This is a genomic window from Rhizorhapis suberifaciens (genome assembly GCF_014200045.1).
GTDB lineage: Bacteria > Pseudomonadota > Alphaproteobacteria > Sphingomonadales > Sphingomonadaceae > Rhizorhapis > Rhizorhapis suberifaciens.
Genome location: NZ_JACHOV010000010.1, coordinates 135,057 through 158,312 on the forward strand (window position 1 = coordinate 135,057; position 23,256 = coordinate 158,312).

General features: G+C 58.1%; 26 protein-coding genes. 13 read left to right on the forward strand and 13 right to left on the reverse strand.

Features of this window, described 5'->3' with window-relative positions; genetic code table 11:
* The first annotated feature begins 56 nt into the window (after positions 1-56).
* From HNQ99_RS13200 to HNQ99_RS13210, 3 genes are read left to right on the forward strand one after another with little or no spacing between them, the layout of a single operon-like run.
* Positions 57-980 carry a tail fiber domain-containing protein gene (locus tag HNQ99_RS13200; RefSeq protein WP_221232694.1) on the forward strand — a complete coding sequence of 308 codons (924 nt, stop codon included), beginning with the start codon at positions 57-59 and terminating at the stop codon, positions 978-980.
* A complete protein-coding gene (locus tag HNQ99_RS13205; protein WP_184476404.1) occupies positions 980-1,804 on the forward strand; it encodes a hypothetical protein in 825 nt (274 codons plus the stop codon). Before HNQ99_RS13200 ends, HNQ99_RS13205 begins: the two co-directional genes overlap by 1 nt.
* Positions 1,804-4,080 carry a hypothetical protein gene (locus HNQ99_RS13210; protein WP_184476406.1) on the forward strand — a complete coding sequence of 759 codons (2,277 nt, stop codon included), beginning with the start codon at positions 1,804-1,806 and terminating at the stop codon, positions 4,078-4,080. The genes HNQ99_RS13205 and HNQ99_RS13210 overlap by 1 nt, the downstream gene beginning before the upstream one ends.
* Here HNQ99_RS13210 and HNQ99_RS13215 read toward each other — a convergent pair.
* Positions 4,077-4,241 carry a hypothetical protein gene (locus HNQ99_RS13215; protein WP_184476408.1) on the reverse strand — a complete coding sequence of 55 codons (165 nt, stop codon included), beginning with the start codon at positions 4,239-4,241 and terminating at the stop codon, positions 4,077-4,079. The two genes, HNQ99_RS13210 and HNQ99_RS13215, sit on opposite strands and share 4 nt — an antisense overlap.
* Positions 4,242-4,388: 147 nt before the next feature.
* On the opposite strand from HNQ99_RS13215, the gene HNQ99_RS13220 reads away from it, so the two are divergent.
* The 9 genes from HNQ99_RS13220 (at position 4,389) to HNQ99_RS13260 (ending at position 11,972) form a co-directional block, all read left to right on the forward strand.
* On the forward strand, positions 4,389-5,168 hold the full coding sequence (locus tag HNQ99_RS13220) for a phage tail protein (protein WP_184476410.1): 780 nt from the start codon (positions 4,389-4,391) through the stop codon (positions 5,166-5,168).
* Positions 5,168-7,351, forward strand: a complete 2,184-nt coding sequence (locus HNQ99_RS13225) for a sialidase family protein (RefSeq protein ID WP_184476412.1) — start codon at positions 5,168-5,170, stop codon at positions 7,349-7,351. Before HNQ99_RS13220 ends, HNQ99_RS13225 begins: the two co-directional genes overlap by 1 nt.
* Positions 7,352-7,394: 43 nt before the next feature.
* Entirely contained in the window at positions 7,395-8,063 is a 669-nt protein-coding gene (locus HNQ99_RS13230; RefSeq protein WP_184476414.1) for an acyltransferase, read from the forward strand.
* Between the two features lie 153 nt (positions 8,064-8,216).
* Positions 8,217-8,459, forward strand: a complete 243-nt coding sequence (locus HNQ99_RS13235) for a hypothetical protein (RefSeq protein ID WP_184476416.1) — start codon at positions 8,217-8,219, stop codon at positions 8,457-8,459.
* Positions 8,456-10,342, forward strand: a complete 1,887-nt coding sequence (locus HNQ99_RS13240) for an SGNH/GDSL hydrolase family protein (protein ID WP_184476419.1) — start codon at positions 8,456-8,458, stop codon at positions 10,340-10,342. The genes HNQ99_RS13235 and HNQ99_RS13240 overlap by 4 nt, the downstream gene beginning before the upstream one ends.
* Entirely contained in the window at positions 10,339-10,887 is a 549-nt protein-coding gene (locus tag HNQ99_RS13245; RefSeq protein WP_184476421.1) for a glycoside hydrolase family protein, read from the forward strand. The genes HNQ99_RS13240 and HNQ99_RS13245 overlap by 4 nt, the downstream gene beginning before the upstream one ends.
* Positions 10,884-11,108, forward strand: a complete 225-nt coding sequence (locus tag HNQ99_RS13250) for a hypothetical protein (RefSeq protein ID WP_184476423.1) — start codon at positions 10,884-10,886, stop codon at positions 11,106-11,108. Before HNQ99_RS13245 ends, HNQ99_RS13250 begins: the two co-directional genes overlap by 4 nt.
* Positions 11,105-11,287, forward strand: coding sequence for a hypothetical protein (locus HNQ99_RS13255; protein WP_184476425.1), 183 nt, complete (start codon positions 11,105-11,107; stop codon positions 11,285-11,287). The genes HNQ99_RS13250 and HNQ99_RS13255 overlap by 4 nt, the downstream gene beginning before the upstream one ends.
* Before the next feature lie 100 nt (positions 11,288-11,387).
* The gene (locus HNQ99_RS13260; protein ID WP_184476427.1) at positions 11,388-11,972 is read left to right on the forward strand and encodes a hypothetical protein; all 585 of its coding nucleotides are present in this window, start codon (positions 11,388-11,390) and stop codon (positions 11,970-11,972) included.
* Positions 11,973-12,301: 329 nt separating this feature from the next.
* Here HNQ99_RS13260 and HNQ99_RS13265 read toward each other — a convergent pair whose 3' ends face one another.
* The 9 genes from HNQ99_RS13265 to HNQ99_RS13305 all read right to left on the reverse strand — a co-directional run bounded on the left by HNQ99_RS13265 (position 12,302) and on the right by HNQ99_RS13305 (position 17,988).
* Complete coding sequence (locus tag HNQ99_RS13265; protein WP_184476429.1) at positions 12,302-12,817, reverse strand: hypothetical protein; 516 nt, start codon at positions 12,815-12,817, stop codon at positions 12,302-12,304.
* An 11-nt stretch (positions 12,818-12,828) separates the two neighbouring features.
* Entirely contained in the window at positions 12,829-13,026 is a 198-nt protein-coding gene (locus HNQ99_RS13270) for a hypothetical protein (protein WP_184476431.1), read from the reverse strand.
* Between the two features lies 1 nt (position 13,027).
* Positions 13,028-13,261, reverse strand: coding sequence for a hypothetical protein (locus tag HNQ99_RS13275; protein WP_184476433.1), 234 nt, complete (start codon positions 13,259-13,261; stop codon positions 13,028-13,030).
* A 58-nt stretch (positions 13,262-13,319) separates the two neighbouring features.
* Positions 13,320-13,841 (reverse strand): hypothetical protein, encoded by a 522-nt coding sequence (locus HNQ99_RS13280; RefSeq protein ID WP_184476435.1) that lies wholly within the window; start codon positions 13,839-13,841, stop codon positions 13,320-13,322.
* Positions 13,842-14,123: 282 nt separating this feature from the next.
* On the reverse strand, positions 14,124-14,822 hold the full coding sequence (locus HNQ99_RS13285) for a hypothetical protein (protein WP_184476437.1): 699 nt from the start codon (positions 14,820-14,822) through the stop codon (positions 14,124-14,126).
* Positions 14,812-15,690, reverse strand: coding sequence for a DNA cytosine methyltransferase (locus tag HNQ99_RS13290; RefSeq protein WP_184476439.1), 879 nt, complete (start codon positions 15,688-15,690; stop codon positions 14,812-14,814). Before HNQ99_RS13290 ends, HNQ99_RS13285 begins: the two co-directional genes overlap by 11 nt.
* Complete coding sequence (locus tag HNQ99_RS13295) at positions 15,683-16,189, reverse strand: DUF1643 domain-containing protein (RefSeq protein ID WP_184476441.1); 507 nt, start codon at positions 16,187-16,189, stop codon at positions 15,683-15,685. The genes HNQ99_RS13290 and HNQ99_RS13295 overlap by 8 nt, the downstream gene beginning before the upstream one ends.
* 179 nt (positions 16,190-16,368) lie before the next feature.
* The gene (locus HNQ99_RS13300; protein ID WP_184476444.1) at positions 16,369-17,598 is read right to left on the reverse strand and encodes a hypothetical protein; all 1,230 of its coding nucleotides are present in this window, start codon (positions 17,596-17,598) and stop codon (positions 16,369-16,371) included.
* An 87-nt stretch (positions 17,599-17,685) separates the two neighbouring features.
* On the reverse strand, positions 17,686-17,988 hold the full coding sequence (locus HNQ99_RS13305) for an Hpt domain-containing protein (protein ID WP_184476446.1): 303 nt from the start codon (positions 17,986-17,988) through the stop codon (positions 17,686-17,688).
* An 86-nt stretch (positions 17,989-18,074) separates the two neighbouring features.
* Here HNQ99_RS13305 and HNQ99_RS13310 point away from each other — a divergent pair, with 86 nt between their 5' ends.
* Positions 18,075-20,405, forward strand: coding sequence for a coiled-coil domain-containing protein (locus HNQ99_RS13310; protein ID WP_184476448.1), 2,331 nt, complete (start codon positions 18,075-18,077; stop codon positions 20,403-20,405).
* Between the two features lie 77 nt (positions 20,406-20,482).
* Here the strand turns inward: HNQ99_RS13310 and HNQ99_RS13315 are convergent, their stop codons facing one another.
* The 3 genes from HNQ99_RS13315 to HNQ99_RS13325 are packed head-to-tail and all read right to left on the reverse strand — an operon-like array spanning position 20,483 to position 23,148.
* Positions 20,483-21,025, reverse strand: a complete 543-nt coding sequence (locus HNQ99_RS13315; RefSeq protein ID WP_184476450.1) for a DUF2497 domain-containing protein — start codon at positions 21,023-21,025, stop codon at positions 20,483-20,485.
* Positions 21,026-21,033: 8 nt separating this feature from the next.
* Complete coding sequence (locus tag HNQ99_RS13320; RefSeq protein ID WP_184476451.1) at positions 21,034-22,485, reverse strand: TolC family outer membrane protein; 1,452 nt, start codon at positions 22,483-22,485, stop codon at positions 21,034-21,036.
* A gap of 9 nt (positions 22,486-22,494) precedes the next feature.
* Positions 22,495-23,148 (reverse strand): protein-L-isoaspartate O-methyltransferase family protein, encoded by a 654-nt coding sequence (locus HNQ99_RS13325; RefSeq protein ID WP_322790369.1) that lies wholly within the window; start codon positions 23,146-23,148, stop codon positions 22,495-22,497.
* Between the last annotated feature and the right edge of the window lie 108 nt (positions 23,149-23,256).

The following is a 23,256-nucleotide window of genomic DNA, read 5'->3' on the forward strand; positions in this document are numbered from 1 at the left end:
ATGTGAAAACGCCTAAGGCCCCAGATCCCGTAGCTACCGCCCAAGCACAGGGCGAAATGAACAAAGACACGGCGATTACACAGCAGTTGGTCAACATGACCGACCAGGTTAATCCTTGGGGTTCAGTCAATTACGATCAGACCGGAACAACCGGCTTCATGGACAGTAATGGAAAATGGGTGTCTATCCCCAAATTCACCCAAACGACCAGCTACACTCCTGAACAGCAGGCCATATTCGATCAGTCTCAGGCGGCCCAGACCAACCTTGCAGGGATCGCCAATGAGCAGTCCGGCATGTTGCGGGATTATCTGAACGAGCCATTCCAGTTCGATAATCAGGACGCAGGCGATTGGGCTTATGACCTTGCCTCGTCTCGCATTCTCCCCCAGCAGGAGCAAGGCCGGCAAGCGCTGGAATCCCGGCTGATCAATTCAGGTATTAGACCCGGCACGGCGGCCTATGACCGCGAAATGACGCGCATGACGCAGGGTAATACCGACCAAATGAACCAGCTCGCGTTGACCGGTAGAGGCCAGGCGTTCAGTGAAGCGCTTACGTCGCGCAACCAGCCTATCAACGAAATCACAGCGCTTATGTCAGGGTCGCAATTGCAGAACCCTGGAAGTGCATCACCTGGGGCGCCCCAAGCTGGTGTGGCGGGGGTTGACTACACTGGGCTGGTTAACCAGCAATATCAGGCGAAATTGCAGAACCAGGGCGGCATGCTTGGCGGTCTGTTTGGTCTCGCAGGCTCACTTGCGGGTAATACGGCAGTTATGTCAGATCGGCGCGTCAAAACTGATATAAGCCGCGTCGGCACGCTCGATAATGGACTTCCAGTGTTCAGCTATCGATATATCTGGGGCGGCCCGATGCATATCGGCGTGATGGCCCAGGATGTTGAGCAAATGAACCCTGATGCGGTGACAGAGATCAACGGAATAAAGGCGGTCGATTACGCAAGGGTGGTGCACTGATGCCTATGGCCGGACTCCTTCCCTACGGCGTGTCTGACATGCTGATGCAGCAGCAGCCTCAACAGCCTGAGCCGTTCACTTGGGGCGGCGGCGGGCAACGCATGACGATGGATGACATCGCCCGCGAACGTGAGCTTGCGGCCCAGATGCAGGCAGCAGGAGCCGACTATTCACCGGTCCAGCACTGGACGCAGGGGCTCGCCCGCGTTGCCCAGGGGCTTTCAGGTGGATTGAGGGAGCGCGAGGCAAACAAAGCCTCTGATCGGCTTGCGGGCGAACGTGAGGCGTCGATTGCGGCGTTGCTTTCTCCACAGGCTGGTGGCGGCGTCAATCCCGCAATCAATTCCGGTATAAGCAGTTCGGACCCTGTAGTTCAAAAGCTCGCGATGCAGATGTGGGAACGAGCGAACCCGAAGCCCAAGCAGCCAACGGAATTGCAGCAGAATTACGAATGGCTGCAAGGTATGGGCATGGGTGACGACGCAACGGGCCTTATCCGCTCCCGCACCGATCCTGAAATCATCGCGCCATTGCCGGGCGGGACATATGTGGGGCCGCGCTCTGGCCTCAGCGCAGCTATGGGAGGAGGTGATCCGACATCTGGGGTTCCGGGGGCGCAAGCCCCCACACCTCCCACGCAAGGCGGCTTCGCGGATTTCGGCGGTGCGTCTCAACTCATCCAGTCCATGGGCGCGCCGGGGTTCCTGCAATGGCAGCAGAAGCATGGGACGCCGGTAATGGTGAACTCGCCTGAGGAAGCCGCAGCGCTCCCCGCTGGCACACGGATCATGGCCCCTGATGGCCGTATCAAGGTCAAGCAATAATGGCTCAGGACTGGTTTGACAGCATTCCTTCCACACAGGCTCCTGCTTCCCGGCAAGGGCGGCTTGTCCGCGATCCTTACAAGGCGCGCGAGGAAGAGCGTAAGGATTCCTCTGAAAGTCGGGCCGAGGCAGCTGAACGCAGGGCTGAGGAAGCGGCAGCGCGGGCCGCTGCGGAAACTGAAAGGGCGAACCGCGCTGAGAGTAGGCTCGATGAAAAAGCGGTACGCGAGCGCCAAGCAGCTGAAGCGCGTGGTGGGATCGAAACCACAGAGGCAGAACGAACAGCAGGGTTCCTAGCCACCCGTGTTGCTGGCGGTTTGCGCGATCTCGCAGCCATCGGCAATGCTGGTTCACCAACTCTGCAAGATGCGGCTATCGGCGGCACCCTCCTGGGGAACTATGCCACAGATGAAGCCCGGCAGAGGACTATAAACGCGCAGCGCGATATCCTGGATGCTGCACTCACCCTTGGCACTGGCGCGGCCTATACGACTGAACAAATCGACTCCTACCGGAAATCATATTTCCCACAGCCGGGAGATGAGCCGGGAACGGTGAAGGATAAGACACGCCGCCTTCAGACGATGATGGAGGCCGCGCGGATTAAAGCGGGTGCAGCATCTGGGTTGATTGACGATGCTCTAACCCAGTCCAATTTGTTTGGAGAGCCTCCTGCCGAGGGAGGAAACCCACTCTCTGTTGACCAGCAGCGCCTCTATGATGCCTTCATGGCGGCTAACCCAAGCGCAACAGCAGATCAGTTGCGCACTTTTGCCACGACAGCGGGGCTTCCTTCTCTGGAAAATGCAGAGGAAATTGTAAGCGCGCGCCAAACAGGCGGCCAATTTTCCCCGGCGTCCACAGCCGTTCGAGGATCGCAGCCATATACGGAGTCCTATGTCAGCCAAGGGCTGTCAGGCGTTAATGAGGGTATCGCCAATACACTTGGCGCGCCGGTTGATCTTGTCACATCCGCGCTCAACCTCGTGCCTCAAGGTATTAATGCCTTAGCGAACACTGACCTGGGGCAGATTACCGAACCCGTGCTTGGTAGCGGGTGGTGGCAGAATATATTGACGGACGCAGGGACGATTGCACCCGAGACAGACGACGCGGGCAAGCAGTTCATCCGCCGCGTTGGTGAATCTGTTGGCGGCTCAGCGATCCCCATTGCGGGCACGGCTACAACCATTCCTCGGTCAATTGCAGGTCTGCTTGTCGCAGGGGGTGGCGGCGCCGGGGCGGCAACGGCCAACCAAGTATTTCCTGACAATCCTATAGCCGAAATGGGCGGTGAGATAGTCGGTTCTGGATTGGCTGGCGCTGGGCTTTTTGGTGCCGCCACCAGAAATGCGCGCCGTGCGGCTGAAGCGGCGGTGCCATCTAGGGCGGACCTACGGCAGCAGGCTACGGACCTTTATCAAGATGCGGAATCCAGGGGAATAGTCGCTGGGCCAAACGTAACAGGGAGCTTGGCTGGCCGCGTTCAGGACATTGCGCGAAACAATGCATTGGTGACGCCGACAGGGCGCGTTTCCGGTGATTACCCCCGCGCAGCCGAGGCTATGCGACTGCTGGATGATTATTCCGGTCGGGATATAACGCCGAAAGATATTCAGGTTGTACGCGACACTTTGGCCGACGCGGTGGGCGCGACAGAGGGTAAAGAGCGTCGTATTGCGAAGCTCATGCTCCAGGCGTTCGATGAGGAAACCATCCCGCTTGCCCCCGAACTTGCTAGCGCACGGAAAACTGCGAGCAAATATCTCAGCGCGGAGCAAATAGGAAAGTCGATCGACTTAGCTGACCCTAGGTCGGCGCAATATTCACAGTCAGGGGCCTCGAACGCCCTCAAAACTGAGTTCCGCAAGCTAGACCGGGATATCATCAAGGGTGAAGAGCGCTTCAATCCCGCTGTTGTACAGGCCATTCAGAATGTTTCTCGCGGCACCCCTGCCACAAAAGCTGCCGAATGGGTTGGGCGGTTCGCCCCCAGAACAACAGGCGGCATGTTCCTTTCCGGAGCCCCGGGCGCGGCATTTTTGGCTGGCGGCGATCCCGTCACTGGCGCTCTGTTAAGCGGCGGCATAGGTGGGGCCGGTTTGGCCGGACGTGCCATTGCGGATCGAGCGGTCCAACGGAATTCGCAAATAGCCGAGATGTTAGCGCGGAATGGCGGGGCCTTGAATGTCCCAACTGTGATCGATAGCGACGTTACGCGGCAGATCATCGCTCAGCTTTCAGCCAGCACCGCACCATATACGCAGGAGCGCTAATCCCGCTCGCCGACTTTCAATTTGTGCAAGTCGCGGGTCATATCGTCCATGTCATATTTCAACATGTCCAACTTTTCATTGATGAGATGGTATAGGAAGAAGCCGCCAAGGATGATGACGCAAAGGAGCGATAGGACCAAAAGATAAGGCTGATTCAGCATGGCGTAATCGTACCGATCTTATTGCCTTGGCGCAACTGTCTTCACCATACTCAATATTGCTACCCCCTTGGGCTTATGCTAATGTCCTGACATTCCAGCGCGGCTGACCGACTTCACGCGCTTTCCCCAAAGTGAGGAAAGCGACAGTTGCCCCGCGATTCCAACGGATCATATTCCCTCCCGCCCGGAACCTTAGTCAGTTCCGGCGACACTATCCTTGTATCTCAGCACAATCCGGCGATGCAGGACATTGCTTCGGCTGTCACCGGCTCACTGAACCGGGATGGGCTTGGCGGCATGCGCACAAGCCTTGCTATGGGCGGCTTTCGCATCACCGGAATGGCGGACGGAACACAGCCTACGGATGCAGCGACGGTGGCGCAGGCGGGTGTGCCAATCGGAGTTGTGCTGGCCTTTGCAGGTTCTGTGGCTCCTGACACTTTCCTACTTTGCTACGGCCAAGCCATTAACCGCGCCGATTACGCAGATTTGTTCGCGGCGATTGGTACGGAATATGGCTCTGGCGACGGTGTAACGACATTTAATGTGCCCGATGTTCGGGGCCGCGCAAAGGCGGGCAAGGACAATATGGGCGGCACCTCCGCCAATCGACTGACCGGCCAAACAGGCGGCGTGAACGGCGATAATCTAGGAGCCACAGGCGGCGCTGAGACGCACACGCTAACGGTTGCTCAAATACCATCTCATGACCATGGGGGTGTAACAGGCACTTCAAACCCTACCGTCACAGGTATCCGAGAGCTGGGCCAAGCCCAAACAGGCGGCGCGGGCTCGCGGATTGGCACGGGTGGCTCCATCGGCAGTGTATCCCACAATCACACGATCCCTGATCAAGGCGGCGGCGGCGCACACAACAACGTCCAGCCCACGATAATATTCAACCAAATAATCAAGGCTACGCTCTGATGGTCGCCATTCGCCCGGATGAACTCCCCGCCGCGTTGTCCGTAAATCCTGCTGCGGCCATTATTGTGGATGATGGCACATTAGTTCAGAAAGCTACGCCGATCCAAGTAATGGACTCCGCCCGCGCGCTTGCCAGTCAGGAGGAAGCAGAGGTGGGCGCTGAGAATACAAAGATCATGTCGCCGCTTAGGGTGAGTCAAGCCATTAACCAGCTAGTTCCGGACGTTGATTTAGGCTCATTCACCACTCCCAGCATTACTGATAATAGCACCGTCAAGGAGGCATTTGAGCAACTTGGGGAGGCCAATGACCTCCTGCTATCGGACGAAGGTGCAGGGGCTATAGGCACTGCGGACGGGCGGCCGGCTCAGACGCTTCTTGATGGTTGGCGCATGGAGGCGTCTCACAAATCCTTCACCACAGACTTCAGCAGCGATTCAACCTATATTGTCGTCCAGGATGGTAGTTCGGACACGTTCCACCGGCACTTTGGCCAGATCGTCGAGGGCATGGATGGCCGTCTACACCTCATCTATCGCAAGGCCCCCGAACATGCGAACACCGATGGCGCAACCGTCTGGTACACTTATTCGGATGATGGCGGGCAGAACTGGAGCGCAGAAATTGAATTGGTCGCGCCGACCTCTGGCTACGATCAGGGCGGTATGTCGATGTGCGCCACGCCAACGGGGCGGCTGGTCGTTATTTATGATCAGGTTCCGTCGCCACTGGCCGCTGGTATCAATATGCAGCGCATCTACAGCGATGACAACGGTGCCACATGGTCTGCCCCGCTGTTGCTCAAGACGGTCAATTTCACCTTTGCGCGAGCCTATGGGCGGATCAAGGTTATCCCGGCTGCTGACGGTAGCAGCCACCGCCTTGCGTGGACACCATATTGGCAGATTTCGTCAACCCCCACTTACGAGGTTCCGCTCTGGATTTCGGAAGATGACGGCCTGACATGGGCTGCCAGTACGCCGATTACGTCTGCGGTTGGCGGATACAATGAAGCGGAAATGGTGGCGATAACGGCTGACGTTTGGTTTGCTGTGGCTCGCGGTTCTGGCCTTAACCTGTTCAAGACGGTAGATGCTGGCGCGACTTGGTCGCTTGTTGGCCAACCTACCACCAGCGACGGCGTTGCCCCTTCACTAGATAAGTTCAGCCACAACGGGCGCTGGTATCTCCTGCTCGGTTATTGCGACCGAAGCCTTGATACGCAGGCATTCAAGATCGCGCCCGTCACCGACGCACTAACCACAGCGGGGGCCTTCGGTGCGCCACTCGTTGTCGCGACCGACGCTGTGAACGCATCCGGCTATCAAACCACTGTGACAAAGCCTGACGGAACGGTTTATATGGATGGCGGGACCGGCTTCGTCTGGTTCAAGGAGTATATTGGTTTCGACTATACTCAAGTCCGTTTTGGCCGCGCTGATCTTTTCACATTGGCGATGGAATCCATCCGAGGGGTGGCGGTCGCAAGCGGCGTGTTCACTGTTTATGATACTGATTTTGAGCCTAAGCTTAGCGTCACCACTGAGGGCGGCGCTGGAACCGATCAGCTAGACACTATATCGGGAGGCTTTGAAGGCCAGATCATCAGGTGTGAAAGTACCACATCGTCTCTCGATGTCACATTCAAGCACGGCACTGATAATCTTGTTCTTGCCAATGGACGGGACTTTACGCTGTTCACGGCAGGCGCGGCGGCAAGCCACATCGTTTTAATGAAGATGGGCTCGAACTGGTATGAACTGGCCCGGAGCGTTGACAGCACGAATGGATTTTATTCGGAGGGTTCGTTTACTCCAATCCCTCACGGGTCCACTGTGGCAGGCTCTCCAACCGGTACATTTGTCGGGCAGTACACTAAAATTGGTCGCCGTTTCGATTACTCAATCCAGCTCGTATTTACCGCCATTGGCGGCATGACTGGTAATTTCCAGTGTTCGGGGATTCCTGTAGCTATATCCAATGGCGCGGCATACAGGGGGGGGATTCAGGTCGGACTTCGCGCCAACTTCACGAACGACTTCGTTGTTGGCGGCTATCATTTGGAGAACTCGTCCATCATCCGGTTTCAGCGCATGGATCAGGACAACGTGGCCGTTGGTGTGGCTGATCTTTCCGCCACTACAAACCTATATTTCTCTGGTTCATTTGTTGCATCCACCTGATCCGCCCATTGACGTGCTAGGATTTGGCTATCATGAATCCTGCATGTTACGTTTACTCAGGCGCAAAGTTAATCTGGCTTCGGACATCCAGTTAGGTGATGGCAACAAGCTTATAAGAGGTGAGTTCTCCACAATTCCCGCGTCGGTCAGCATTCAAATTGCACGCGGCTCTGGAAATATTATCGATATTGGAGAGGGGGCCAAATTCAACGGCAACATTCTCATTCGAGGCGATAATAATAAGATTACTATTGGCAAACAATGCCAGTGGAAGGGTCAAATTGTCGTTAAAGGAAATGGTCAAACGGTTCATATAGGCGACCATTCAACCTCTAGGGATTGTTATATTCTTTGCCAAGAGAACTGCAATGTTACCATCGGTAAATGGTGCATGTTTTCCCGCCAAGTCGAAGTGCGAACAACCGATGCGCACAGCGTCATTGATCGCCAAACGGGTGAGCGGTTGAACGGTGCGCAGTCGGTGTCTATCGGTGATCATGTCTGGATTGGCGTTGGGGCCCTTATTAACAAGGGCGCATTCGTTCCATCAGATAGCATTGTGGGTGCCATGAGTTTTGTTTCACGCCGGTTCGATGAAGAGGGGGTGCTGATTGCTGGCGTGCCTGCGGATATTATTCGTAGAGGGATCACTTGGGATCGATCGCGCAAGAAGAAATACAAACTTGATCAATTAGATCACTGGCGGAACTAGGTAGTCATCCCAACCCTGCTTCGGCGGGGTTTTTCTTTGCCTGACGCGGATGCGCCCCGAATTAATGTACCGTGCCCAAAAGCTCTGAAAACCCATAAAGCTAAGGAGGCTTTGCGCGCCCGGAGACAGAAACCATGAGGGCAACGGCGAATAATGACTGATCACGATCTACAGATCGCACGTGATGTAGGGGCGCTCCAAGCCGATGTGCGCACGGTAAAGCATGACGTTGCGAATATATCCAGCAAGCTAGATAGTCTCAGTCTGCAAATCAATAACATGGGCGTCAGGCAGGCTAAAGGGCTGGGCTTTTTTGCTGGGGCTGCATTCATTCTAACAGGGGCCGGGGGGCTCCTTCTCGCGGCGGCGAAAATGTTGTTCGGGGGGCATGGATGATCGGCTTATCCCTCTCCATGGGCCTTGGCATAGGCGGCAGCGAAAGCGGCGGCGGTCCTGCGCCTCAGACCTTCCTTCGCCCCGTTGCGAACCGCACCAAACAAACGTTCATCAATACGCATTCCAGCGACGGCATAAACACCCACGGCAAATATCTCTCTCGTCACCGGACCTTTGGTTTTGCCTGTGCAGGCGGCATGAAGCTGGTCTATGCCAACCGCTGTTCCGAAGCTGCGGGGTTCAACGATATTACCGTATCTGCGCGGGTCCGCTATCCAGCGGGGACAGGGGATTGGATTGCTGTCACCTTTGCCAGCCAGTCGAGTATCACGATCACGTCAACCGGCGCAGATGTCACCACGGACGAAATCGACCTCACCATTCCAGCGCTTACCTACTTCGAAATAGAAACCTATGTGCAGGTCGCATCGGTAGGGCAGAAATGGTCGACCATGGATCAAGTGAGTCTGGAAGCTGATAATGGCGAAGGGCAGTTGCTTGGCACGTCCAGCCTCGCGGGGCAGACACCCACACCTGGTGATGTAACGGAATTTTACGGCCCTGTTGCGATCCTTGGCCAGTCCACCGCCACTCGGGCATTCGCCTGTATCACGGACAGCATCGGTAACGGCGCCGGCGATACGTTGACCGGCAATGAAATCGGCTTTCTGCAACGGACTATCGCATCTGATTACCCGGTCATTTATCTAGGAACCAGTGGCGAGCAGGCCAGCGATTGGGTGAGCGCCCATAGTAAGCGGCTTGCCCTCTTAGATGCCTGCGGGGCTACCGATGTCATCCTTGCCATGGGCACCAATGATATAGCCAATACCCGATCCTATTCACAGGTGCGCGATGACCTCATGCTGATCTTGAGCATGGCAGCGGCACGCGAATTGGGCACGGCGGTCTGCACCATTTTGACCCGGAGCAGCGGGGGAACCCCTGCGACCGGCTTCACGGTTGGCGGTGTTGCCGATCAGGTCAATGACTTCCTCGAAACCAATCTCCCCCTGGGCACGAAGTTCGTCGATACACGACCTGGCTGGCAAAATGCGAGCAACGTCATTCTCTCCGGCCTAACCGACGACAACACTCACCCGAATGCGACGGGGCACGCGGCTATCGCAGCCGAATTGATGACAGCGATGTTCCAGCAAAGCGCCGTGCCCTATGTGCCCACGGCTCCTGCATTCTGGGATAGCCATGTGGATTGGGACGCGGAGACGCTGGTGGCCAGCATCGCAGATGGAGCGGCGGTGCCATCGTGGACAGATTCCAGCGCGGGTATCGCGGCGACGGAGGCGACCGCAAGGCCGACGCTCAAGCACAACGCCACGCCAAACGGCAAGGCATCGGTCGTCTTCTCCAGTGCTGGAAACACGAAGCTGACCGCCGCCCCAACCGCCAAGATCAATGACGTGTTTAACCCCGAAGGTTATTCGATCACGGTGTATAAAAGCTATACTGGCGGCGCGAGCAACTTTGGAACCCCATGGCGAAAAGGGCTCGACCGGATGGGTCATGCGTCCACCGGCGCGAATATGGCTGTCAATATCGACTACACCACGACCGATGCGAGCATTTCCAAGGTCTCCGCGCATGACACATGGCACATCTTCGGGACCCGGTTCAATCCAAGCAACACCCCCATCCTAGGCCAGTTGGACAGCTTCGGGGCCAGCGGTGGAACGACCGTAGCGCCTTCTGGAACGCAGGTCAGCAACGCTGCATTGGCGCTCTGCATCGGCAATCATACCGACAACAGCCGCGCCTTTGACGGGGAGATCGCAAGGCTGTGCTTCTTCAAGGGGCTGTCCTCGGATGAACGCTCTCTGGCCCTTGGATATGCAATGGCGATGACGGGGGCGCGGTATTTATGAACGTCAGACAGCTACAGGAGCGCCTTGGGGTAACGGCAGATGGGATCATTGGTCCCGCCACGCTTTCGGCTGTCAATGCTGCACTGGATGCGAAAGCACAGGCGAATGATCCGATCATCACCTTGGCGACAAAGCACCTCAATCGCGAGGAAGGCCGAATCCCGCACGCCTACCAGGATCATATCGGGTTTTGGACAATCGGAGTTGGCCGGCTGATCGACAAGCGCAAGGGCGGCCGGCTGACGGACGAGGAAATAGACTATCTGCTCGCCAACGATATCCGCCGCTTCATGAACGCTATGAAGGACTGGCCCGCATGGCAAGCGGTCAAGGATGATCCTGTCCGTGCTGTAGCGCTGCTGTCGATGTGCTTCCAGCTCGGCGTACAGGGGCTGGCTGGATTCAAGAACTCGCTGGATCTCGTGGCGCAGAAGCGATGGGATGAAGCTGCCGCAAACATGATGCAGTCTAAATGGGCCAAGCAGACGCCAGCGCGGGCAAAGCGGGTGACTGCTATGCTGGAGACGGGTGTGTATCAGGCATGACCGAAGAGACCCCTCCGCCCCTCGTGCCGCACATCGGGACCATCATCATCATGTCCGTTGTCATTCTGGCGGGCTTCGCAGCGGTCACAGCATGGGTGCTGATCTATTCCAATGACGCCACCACAAAAGGCGCGCTCGTACAGACCTGGAACAATCTCGCGATCGCAGTCGGGGCATTCTGGCTGGGATCGTCACTTGGCGGGAAGATGACCAAGAAATGAAACGCTATTTCACCAAACCCCGAGCATGGGTAGCAGATGATCTGGACGACTTCTATCAGCCCACACCCTCGCCGGTCACTGTCACGGACCACAACGCGGTTGATACCGGCCTAGTCGATCATCGCGGCGATACGATCATGCGGGCGCCCAACCCTGTCGGTTTCGTGTGGCCAGAATGAAGCGCCTCATCCTCATCGCCTGCATAGCCCTTCTGGGGACGGTGGTGTTTGAGGTGGGGATGGACTTCGGGCGGGGGAGGATTTGGTGATGGGCATAGCGTTGATCGGCAAATTCCTACTTGGCGGGCTTGGCTGGCTCCGTGAGGCGATTTCAGCCCTTCTCAGCGTCATTAGGCAATATCCGTGGCAATGTGCTGTCGCTGCCCTTCTCGCCCTCCTGTTGTGGCAGAACGGCACATTAAACGGCGTCCGAAAGGATCTACTCGCAATGACAAAGGCGAGGGATGCTGAACAGGTGGCGCATAAGCAAACGGTCCAGAACTACCACGATGCCTCGAAGCGTGCCCAGGAAGCGGCTGTGGCCGAAAAACAGCGTGTCGAAACAGAACACAGAAGGATGGCTCAACATGCAGACCAGAACTACGATAGCCTGCGCGCTCAGTATCGCGCTTTGCTCCTGCAACGAACGGCCTCAACCAATTCCAGCGGTGCCCGAGAAACTGGTTTGCCCGTCAATCCCGGAACGCCCGGAGTTCCTGAAAGCGGCACCAGTGTTGCCTGGCTTTATATCAGCCAACCCGACGCCATGAAATGTGCTGATCTAGGGGCGTACAGTATGGCGGCTTTCAAATGGGGGGAAGAGGTGGCTAAAAGTTCCACGCTCCCGTCACCACCCCGCGAATGAGGTTCACGATCAACATACTTCCTATCGTAGCGGCAGCGGTAGCGACAAGGAAGGTTTTGGTGCGCTCATTCACCTCACAATATCCACATTACAATAAGCGCCGCGCCGAGACACACAACCTGCGCCGCGATGAAACCTATAACCATTGCGGCTGATTTGTCGGTCATTCACCCCTCCCCAAATTTGCGGATAGCCTCAAGGCGCAATTGCATGACGCCAGCCCATCATCCGCCTGGGCGCGGCGGTCATTCATTTGCAGGACGCAAGCGCACCAAGTATAGTCGGTTCCGGTCGGGCCATGCGCTCCACATATCGGGCATTTAGGATAGTTAGCCATTGTCGGCGTTCTCCTTGGTGGCGAGGGCCTGTTTAATCTTTCGGATAGCAACATCATCGCTACAGCCGCGCGCCTTCATGTCGTTCCACCAAGCCATACGTAGGGCGTTGGTTTCCTTCTCCGCCTCCCGCAGCGCATCCCCCGGTAACTCGGTAGGGGTGGGGTGGGTGGAGAGGGCCGTAAGAACCGCATCAGCCACCTTTTCCGCAAAGTCCGTTTCCTCGGGGTCTTGAAATCGCTCCCAGACATCGCCGTAGATTGCGCGATAGACGGCTTCGGTGACCGCCTCCCGCTTCTCCACATCCCCGCCCTGTGCTTGGGCGGTGAGACGGTGACGGGTGTTCCATGCGGCGATTGCAGCCTGTTTACTCGAATAGGCCGTCTCATCGAATGGGTTGCGGTTCCTGATCGGGCACCGCTGTTCATGATCGCCGGTGGACCAGATCAGCCACCATCCGCGATTAAGTCGGACCTCGAACGACGACCCACACCATGGGCACGGCCTCAATTCTTTCTCCATCACGAATCCCCCCAATAGCTCATGTCGGCATCAGCGCATTCCTCCGGTCCCATTTCCCGCTGCCAGTCGGTTTCCCAATAGGTTTGCGCGGTTTCTTCGGCGTAATCGAGGACCATCGTGCCGTCGTCAAAGTGGTCAAAGCTCGCTTTGTCGATCATGTGGGTGACGAACCTTTTGCAGAATTCCTCTTTCTCCATATTACTTCTCCCCACCAATCCCGATTGGGCACGGACTCACCGGACATTCGTAGCAGAAACGGAACGGCCCTTGAGCATGAGGGCAGGTTTCCGGCTCCCTGTTCACCATCATGCGGATAAGGTCGGCGCACTCGCGCAATGTCTCACGGCGTCCTGTCGGCGCATCCGCCTCACTGGCGGCCATCTGGTCCCAATTGTCGGCTATTTCCAGCGCTGATGCTTGGCTGATGTCCATATCACTGCTCCTTGACGGTTGGGGTGGTCATGACAGCCGATCCTGACGCACCCGGACGCTACTCCCATATGGGAAACCGAAGCATCTCTTCTGGTCGGCTTGGTTGAGCCTTCGCGCCATGATGCGCTTTAACCTTTGCTCGCACATTGCGCGCCGGAGATATTTCACCGCGTTTCCCCTCTAATCTGTCGGCATAGGCCCGGCGTCCCCGCCATCGGTCCCCGAAGGCTTCGTCCATCGGGGAATCGTACCGCCACCCGTTCTGTGCCAGACTTGTGCTGTCCGCGCTGTGGAACGGATAATCTTGGACAACAGCCGTTCCGCGCATCATGTGGATGACCGGCCAGCGGTTGCCGAGGAAGGCTGCAACCTCGTCCATGCGCTTGCGGAAAGCATCGCAGCCCACGGCTTGATCGGCCTTCGTCTCGCCCACCCATCCGAGGCAGACGCGCCCGTAGCGCTCGCACAACCGCCCCAAGCGATCTATCGACCCATCCATGTGCCAGAGCGGCGCGCCCTTCTGCCCAAACGGCCAATCGTTGAGCAGTGCATCGTTGAGCTGGGACGGCGCGCCCGGCATGTCCGGGATGACTGCCCAGCGTCCCGGATGGAATAAGCGTGTTTCCAGCCAGCGATAGAAAGGGCGTCCAGTCCCTATCCTCCGCCCATTCCTTGCCCTCGCGCAAAGCCTGCTGCCAGAAGCTGAAAGCTCCATTGTCGTACATGATGGCTGGGCTGATCTCTTCGACCGCATCCACATCATCAGGACGATAGAACGAGACGCACATTGCCCTGCCGGTGCAGACATCGAGCAGAGCGGCGCGAGGGGTCAAAGGGGTGCCGTGGTAGACGGTTGGGGTGGTCATGCTGCCTGTCTTTTCTGCGATGCGAACTGCCTCTCGACCCGCTCCAATATCCAGCGGACGTTCGGGATGGCCTGGCTGTTGCCAATCATCTTGTAGCGAGGGCCGTCCGCCATGCAGTCGGTGAACCACTGTTCGCTTTCCTGCCAGACGCTGGCACCGCCGAGCGCAGACTGTTCGGCCTCATCGGCGGCGATCTTGCGGCGCTTGTAGGGAATGGCAGTGTGGCCGGCGGGAAAGCCCTGCAGAATCTCGCATTCGCTGGGCATGAGCCTGCGGACGGCCCATTGCTCTGCCACGTAGCTCCGGCTTGATCCGCCAGACGCAGCCCGAATGTTCGCCGTGTCGTGCGGCACCTCGAACTGCGAACCGCCTTCCCGGCCGCGCATGTCGAAGGCGACGGCCTGCGCCTCTGCCCGCGCTTCCGGCGTATAGGCAATATCCTTCTGAACGCCGACACCATCGGGTCCGCTGTTTGGGTTCGTGCGCAGCGCGCCTGCCTGGATTGCAATGGCCGTTGGATTGAGCGCGCCAAGCGATGGCGACAAATCCTCTGTCGAAGCATATTGCGTGCCGGACATGCGCTCAGGAAAGGCGATCGGCACAATCGGCGTTCCGCGCCCCATGCCATCCTCACTGGCATCGAAACCCTCTCCGCGCAGCGCGTGGGTGATGAAGGTTTCAACCTCAAAGTCCACCCTCTGCCCCTTCGCTGTCAGGCAGGCGGCTTGATTGATCGGGCCGGACCTGTTGCCCCCCTCCGAAGGCGTGGACGGGCTGCAATCCACCGGCAAGGTCGAAGTCGGTTCCAGGTCCGCCACCGCCCTCAGTGCGCGCACTAAGAGTTCCGGAAGTTCCTTCCCCCTTTTCTCGGCGCGGCGCAGAATTCCCGTACAAGCCAACGCGCTCAAGAAGTACCGCAGCGGGATCAAGCCATTCCACAAAACTCGCGACAACGAACATACGCTCGCGGCGTTGGGCCAAGCCGAAAAATTGAGCGTCCGTAACACGCCACGCCGCTTTTCCGTGGGGTCCATCAACCATACCCGCACCTGGCCACCGTCCGCGTTTGAGTGGCGAACTGAGGGGGGCATCTGCTCCGACAATTCCAGCCAGGAAACATCCGAAAGCGTTGTCGTCGGTTGTCTGGATGCCCGGGACGTTTTCCCAGAGGAAGCCGACGAGGGCTCCAGCGCGTCGAAGAGCGTGTGCAAGGCGAAGAAACTCCAATGTGAGGTTGCCACGGTCGTCGTCGAGCGACTTGCGGACACCGGCGATCGAGAATGCCTGGCACGGCGTCCCGGCGATCATGAACTGCGGAAGCGCGATGCCGAGCCTGCGAAGATGGCGGACGCGGATCGTGGTGAAGTCGCCCCATAGTGCCGCGCCTGTGCCGGTTCGGGTCTGGCGCGCATCCTCCATGCCGAAGCGGTGTGCCAGGACAGCGCGCGGTGCTTTCTCGATTTCTGAGCCGAGCGTCCAGTCCCAATACGGCATGGCCGTCTCAGGCGCGCCCATGCCGGAACATAGGGTGGCGGCAGAGATACGCATCGCCGCCTCAGTCATGAGTGGCCTCGGTGGGGTGCCACGGCTGCAATTCCCGACTATACGGGAGCATGAGCGGGTGGCAGGGGTGGCCGTCCTTTGCGGGTGCGCCAATAGACATGGGCTGCAAGTGCATCTTGCGGGCGAGGCTATCCACATCCCGCCAATGATCGCGCAGCCGCTTTGGTAGCTTCGCCGTTGGCCCCCACGCAAAAATGACTTGTTGTGCGTCAAGGAAAATCTCTGCTAGGCGATAGCCGTTATCCGGGCCGATGGGATCACTTGCGCTCGCGAGTTCACGCACATCAGTTGAGCGGTAGGCGAAGAGATTTCCGACGATCAAATTGCCCCATCCATAGCGGTTCCGGAATCCGATCAGCTTTCGAATGGTGGCATCGTCTTCCACTGCGTCGGCGGTCGATGGGTTGACCATGATAACCGCCGTGGCGAAGTCGCCAAACACGTCCGGGCGCTCCAACCGATAGCGGTATGTGCCGCACGGCGAGATTATAGCACTCATCCCCCCGGCCCCTTGATGGAGGGGGTGAGGCGGAAATCGGTTTTCCATTCCACGCGGGACACCGCAGGATTCCGTGGGTCAGTTTTCCATGTGCCAGCTAGCGGAAATGGCTCAAATGCGTCACCGACTCGGATGACGCTGCTAATTTGCCCTAAACCGCGTCGCAAAATTTCAAGTCGCTATTTGGCGCTAGCGGGACTTTCCGGCGTCGTATCACGGCGAAGGATTATGGTTGCCATGCTCCCAAGCGCGTAAAGAATGACGAAGGCGAAGCCGAGCTCCAGCGCTCCCGCCAGCCTGAACAACAGCAGCAAAAATGTCGCGGTCGCCAGACTGCAGAGAGCCCAGGGATTCAAGCCTTGCGCCCTTCCGGTACGAATCGTCAATTCGACTATCAGTATAGTCGAGACCAGATATAGACCGGTAAAGTCCGCCCGGACATCGCCCACGCGCCAATTGCCTCCCAGTACGGCAAGGCCAAGCAACGCTATCGCCGAACATATATAAGCCGGCCATGCACCTTTGGACGGGCGGCGTACCACGCCGGCAAGACCTACAGCGACGTCCTGCGCTGCCAATGCGACGAGAAATAGCAGCAAGGCCGGCCATGTTATGCCATTTGTAGCGATAATCAGACCGATGAGGGCGATGGCCGCAGCGGACACCCTGACAGGAGCTGGCTCGATCTGCTGCTTTGACAGCAAGGGAACCAATTTGTCGGCCAGCGACCGGAAAACATATCGATCCACCCACCCCGTACCGGCTTGCTCCATCGGTCGAGCGGGAAGGAAATGATGTTCAGCCGCGTCGGCCGCGTCCTGCGATTCGAGTTGAAACAGACCACCGTTGAACAAAGCCTCATCATCTACAAGGATGCGGTCCCCGTTCGACTGGACGGCATGTCGAAGCAATGTGGATTGCAGATCCCAGTCTGTAAGCACATCCAGCCGGTCGAGCGTATCGACCAATTGCCGATAGTTGAGACGCGCCAGACCTGCCCAGCGATGCTGCGCATCAATGCGTTCGAATTCCGGACGGGTCACATGATCATTGAGGACCAGCACGACCGGCGCGGGCCGCTGCGCAATTTCCTGGAACCAGGGCGGGGCAGCAAGGATGCCATCGCCGACGAGCAATATGTCTGTGTCCAGCGGCACCGTCTGCCGCAGTTCAGCAGTACTGCGCACCAGCGACACATTGATCCCGTCAGCAGTCAGCCGATCCACGGAACGAGACAAGGCCGGTGTGACAGCGCCAACGTGGATGGAAATGTGGCCAGCCCCTGCCTCAGCGGCCTGACGCGCCTGATATTCGACCAGCGTCTGGCCGGAAAAGACCAGCATCGCCCTCAGCGGCCCTGCGTCATGGCCGATATTGGCGGTTGCAGAAATGACAGCCGCAAAGGGCAAGAGCGCGTCCCCGGTTCCTGATCCCTGGAACTCTCCTCTTCGCAATCCATATTCTAGATTGCAAGCCTTCAAGGCTTGTAACTGGCGTTACGCAGATTCGAAACTCGCGAGTGCGGCCTTGAGCTTTCGCATAATGACCGGATCCCCAGGGACGCTCCTCGCAGCTTCTTCCCCCAGCGACATAAGACCTATAACACCGAAACTCGCCGCGAGACCTTTCAACCGCCAAGCCGTCATCTGCCAATTGGCGTCGCAGCGCGATCTTTCCAGCAGGTCCAACTGACGCTGTGCGCTTTCCACAAAAGCATAGCGCAGGTCCGCGACCAGCTCAGGGTCGTCGCCCACCGCGGCTGCTAGCGCAGCATCCAATGCTCCAGGATCATAAGACATTTTCGTGACTTAACATGATCGCGGTTAATGAACTGTTGCCAAATTGCCGCCTTCCCGATCACGCAAAAAATGCTACACATGCCGGCATGTCCAGGGATACCAAAATCGTCGGCCTCTGGCGCGACAAGCAGCAGCCGCAAGATGCCTCCGCACGGGAGGATGACAGCCAGCACTCCGGGCAAGCGGAGCCCCCGATCGATGTCTCGGCTATCGACGAAAGCCCCTATATCGCGGCTGAAGAAGGGGTCGAAGCTCCCTCTTCTCTGCCCCTCCTGATTCGGGCTGGCGCCGCTGCGTTGGCGGCGGCCTGGTTGGGATTTTATACATGGCTGCTTTTTGGTGCCGGTCTGCCCACTCCCGGGCTGACTGACACTCCTTCCATAATAACGACAGCCGCAGTCCCCCTGGCCCTGATAGGGATCATATATTTGATCCTGATGCGCAACAGTCGAACGGAAATGCGTCGCTTTGGCGATGTCGCTAATCTGCTGCGCGCTGAAAGCCATGCCTTGGAACTGCGTCTGGCGGCAATGCGTGAACAACTTTCCGCCGCCCGCGCCGAACTGCAGCAGCAGGCTCAGCAGTTGCAGGAATTCGGCTTCGCTGCGGCTGCGCGCCTGCAGGAATCAGCCGATTCTCTCGCGGGAAACATGCAAATCGCGGAAGAAAAAGCGCGTGGCCTTCAGCAGGCAGGATTGGCCGTGACCGCCAGCCTGGAAACGTTGAACGCCGTGCTTCCCCAAGCGCGTGAAAAGATGGCCGCGGTTGCGGACCAGATGGCGGCAAGTGGCGCTGCCGCTTTGGAGCAAGCGACCTTGCTCGAGGTCGAGATTGAAGCCATTGCTCTGCTTACCGACCGGGCCAAGAGAGAAACGCTCAGCGCTACGCAGGTGCTTTCCGGCCAATTGTTGCAGCTGGAGGAAGCATCCCGTGCTGTTACCGGCGAAATCGACGATATTACCCGCCTTGCCAGCGAACGGATCGACACGGCGCTTGAACGGGCGCGCGATGCTGTGGATACAAGCCGCAAGGGCCTGGATGCGCAGGCCGGGGCACTTGGGCTGATGATCGATCAGTCGCGTGCCGCGCTTACCACGATCAGCGCGGACACGGTGGCCAACTTTGCCGATAATATTTCGGCAATCGAAGCCAAACTGCACGAGATCGACGGCCTTTTGGATAGACAAAATGGTCTCGCTGACCAACTCACGGGCGGCCTGGATAAAGGGCTCGCTTCAGTTGCGGAGCAGTTTGCAACCTTGGAGCAGGAAGGCGGAGAGCGAAATCAGCGCCTCAACTCCGCCATGGACACCCTGGCCAAGGAAGCAGAGCGGCTGCAGCAAGCGCTCTCCAGCGGACATGACACGGCGGATCGCCTCATCGGTCGTTCGGAATCGCTGCTGCTGGCTCTCGATTCCAGCACGAGAGAGCTGGACGAAACATTGCCGCTGGCGCTGGGTCGCCTGGACGAGCGCCTGGGCATGACCTTGCAGATTATCGCTAGTACTTCGCCAGAGGCAGAGAAGCTTGAGGCAGTCACCGAAGCGATATTGGGCCGCGTCAATGAGGCCGAGGAAATGATCCGCGCCCAAGCGACCTTGCTTCGGGAGTGGCTTTCCAGCGCAGAGTCGCACATCGTCACCAACCGGATTGAAGTTGAAAAATTGGGTGGCGCCATCGCGGCGGCCGACGAACAGTCGGAGCGCCTGGCCGGACAATCAGGTCCCAAGCTGATAGGGGCCCTGTTGCGCGTCAAGGAGACCGCGGAACAAGCCGCCGAACGCGCGCGACAATCGCTCGCGCGAACGATCCCAGAGGCAGCGGACGCACTCGGCAAGGCCAGCGAAAAGGCTCTGGACGATGCGGTTTCGAAAAAGGTCGTTACGCAAATGGAGCAGATCTCCGTTGTCGCCCAAAACGCGCTTTCGGCGGCTCATCAGGCGACGGAACGGCTGATGCGACAGATGATGACGATTGCCGATACGAGCGCCAGCGTGGAGCGGCGGATCGATGAAGCCCGCAACGAGTCGGAGGAGCGCGATCGCGACAGCTTTGCCCGGCGAGTCGCGGTGCTTATCGAGGCGCTGAACAGCACGGCCATTGACGTCAGCAAAATCCTGTCCAACGAAGTGGCGGATTCAAGTTGGGCGGCATATCTTAAGGGCGACCGGGGCGTTTTCACTCGGCGCGCCGTCAAATTGTTGGACGCTGGAGAAGCGCGGGAAATTTCGCACCATTATGACCAGGACGCGGAATTCCGTGAGCACGTCAATCGGTACATCCACGACTTCGAAGCAATGCTGCGTCATATTCTCGCCACGCGGGATGGCAGCGCGCTCGCCGTGACGCTACTCTCGTCGGACATGGGCAAGCTGTACGTTGCCCTAGCGCAAGCGATCGAGCGCCTGCGGAACTGAGGCTACTGCTCGGAGCCGAACTTCAATCCTTTGAATTTGAAGTCGATGGTCCTGACTAACTCAAAGAGAGAAGGCTCTTAAATACGGCCTTCGGTAAGGCGAGCGATTTCCTTGGAAACCATTTTCTCTACCAATTCCGGTAGATTGGCATCAAGCCATTCGCGGAGCATTGGCCGCAACATCTCCCGAACTAAACCTTCGAGCGTATTCGATGGAGCATCGTCGGGACGGATCAGCAAAGCCGAAAGCGCGGCCAGCGAGTGCCGCGTGGCCGAGGCTGTCTCATCGGACAAAATAGTTTTTTCGGTCATTTCCTCGCCCTCCAACTGAGGTTGGGCCAATTGAGGTTGGGCCAACTGAGGTTCGGCAGCCAAATCTATGGCCTCGTCGTGAATTTCAGGCGCGACCGCATTTGTCAGTTCCAGAATTTCGTCAGCCGCGTCAACATCTTGCGAATCGTGCTCTATTGCTTCGTTCGATTCGCCGGGCACCGCCTGCTTCACTTTCGCACGCGCCGCTCGTGACACAGATTTTCCTAGGCTTTCGCCTTCCTCAGCAATGATGCGTTTAATGGAGGAGAGTATCTCTTCCATTGAGGGTTCTCGGGATAAATCCCCCATAATCAGCCTCAATTGCTATTTAGTGGACCCACAATGGAGTTTTGCGCGGGTGTGTCAACGGTGCTTGTCGATTCCGCCCGCGGTGTGGGGTCCTCGTCCCAGTCCCAGATACGCCCCTTCACCCGCTCATAATTGGCGATGGGATCGTATAAGGCGCCACCGTCCAACCCCAAATCGCCGGCCTCCCCCCTACCCATCGCTGCCAGCAGAGTAAATCCGGCCACATAGGCATCACGCCGCGCCGAAACGAGTTGCACCTGAGCGTTCAGATATTCCTGTTCGGCGTTCAAGATGTCCAGAATGGTTCGCGTTCCCACTGTATTCTCCGCCCGCACGCCTTCGAGCGAAAGACGTGTGGCATCGACTGCCACCTGACTGGAGGTGATAACGGAATTTGCCGCCTGCCAACTCGCAAATGCTGCGCGTGCTTGCGCGACTACGCCGCGTTCCACCTCTATCCATTGTTCGATAGATTGGCTTTCGCGCGCCTGGGCCTGACGCACCAACGCACCTGGACCACCACCTTGGAAAAGCGGAATTGTCGCCGTCACGCCTGCCGCCGCAGTGGTTTCGCTCTGTGAGGCCGTTGGCCCTGAATCCAGGCTGCCCAGATAATCCACATAGCCGCCGTCTGCGGTGGCCGAAATGGTCGGCAATCGCGACGATCTCGCCACACGGACATCATAAGTCGCTGCTTCGCGCGCTTTCTTCGCGGCCGCAATATCGGGGTTATTATCAATGGCGACGGAAACTGCCTGCTCTGGAGAGGCGGGCAGGTTAGGCAGAGGCGGCGGGGGCTGAAGATCGCCCGGCGGGTTGCCGACAAGGCGGATATAATTTTCACGGCTCGAAATCAACTGCGCTTCGGCGGCACGCAGATCGCTGCGCGCCACTGCGAGACGCGACTCCGACTGCGCAATATCCGTGCGAGTGAGATCGCCTACTTCAAAACGGTCGCGCGTTGCCTCTAGATTGACGTCCAGGGCGCGCACATTGGCCTGATTCAGACCTACAATCGCTCCGTCGCGAATGACATCCATATAGGCGGCCACCACCGAACTGAAGACGCTGGCTTCCGTTCCCCTTAAATCCGCTTGCCCCGCTAGGACCCGCGCTTTGGCGGCCTTCACTCGGTTGGCAACGCCGCCGCCCCGATAGATGGGAACCGTCAGCGTAACGCCGCCCTGGACCAGGCGTCGGGGCGAATTGAAGCTGTTCTCGGACCGTTTGACGTTTTCCGTATAACTCCCAACGCCGCCAATATCCGGCAGACCTTCGCTCCGTTCTATTGGAACATTTTCGTCATTAGCTCTCTGCCCTGCCCTGGCCCCCGTCAGCGTAGGGTTGGTGCGATAGGCCTTGGCCAGCGCCTCCTGCAGCGTTTCCGCCGGTGCAGGTCCGGACAACAGAAGGGCAAGCACCGCGGCCGACGCGGTCATGGCAATACGGCGCTTGGTCATATTTTCATCTCAGAAGGTGAAACTTTTGGGCTTTTCGAAGCCTGGAAGTGGTACAGATTCGCAATCGGCAAAATGGGTCATACCAAAGGCCTGGCCACTTTTTCGGCCAATCGCCAAACGAGCGACACCGCGGTCTAGAACAGCCGCCACCAGCCGGCCGCCGTCGCCTACTTGCTTTACAAGGGCAGAAGGAATTTCTTCCACGGCGCCGTCGATCACGATTAGAGAATAGGGAGCATATTTTTTGCTTCCCTGATTCAGGGCTGCCGACACCAGCTTCACATTCCCATAACCCGCCAGAACGGCCTTTGCCCGGGGGAGCAATGCCTCGTCCTCCTCAACAGCGACCACCGAAGCTGCGAGTTGCGAAAGGAGAGCGGCCGTATAGCCTGTAGCCGCGCCGATCAGCAGGACGTTGTCGTCCGGCGCAATAGACGCGGCGGTAAGCAGGCGACCGGTAGCGAGCGGCGGATTGAGCCAGCGCCCTTCGGTCAGCTTCACGGGTCGGTCGATATAAGCCAGCGCCTGCCGATCATTAGGCAGGAATGCCTCTCTCGCCACATTCGCCATAGCGGCAATCACACGCGGATCATTGACATCGCTGGTGCGAAGCTGACTTTCCACCATAGCGGTACGCATCGACTTAAAATTATGCTCGGTCACAACGGCTCTCGCTTCGCATGACTGTGTTGCAAATGCAATACAGCAAATAATCTCCAAGCTGTCTAATCGGAATGACGCGCAAGGCCAAGCGACTTCGCGCTTTTTTTG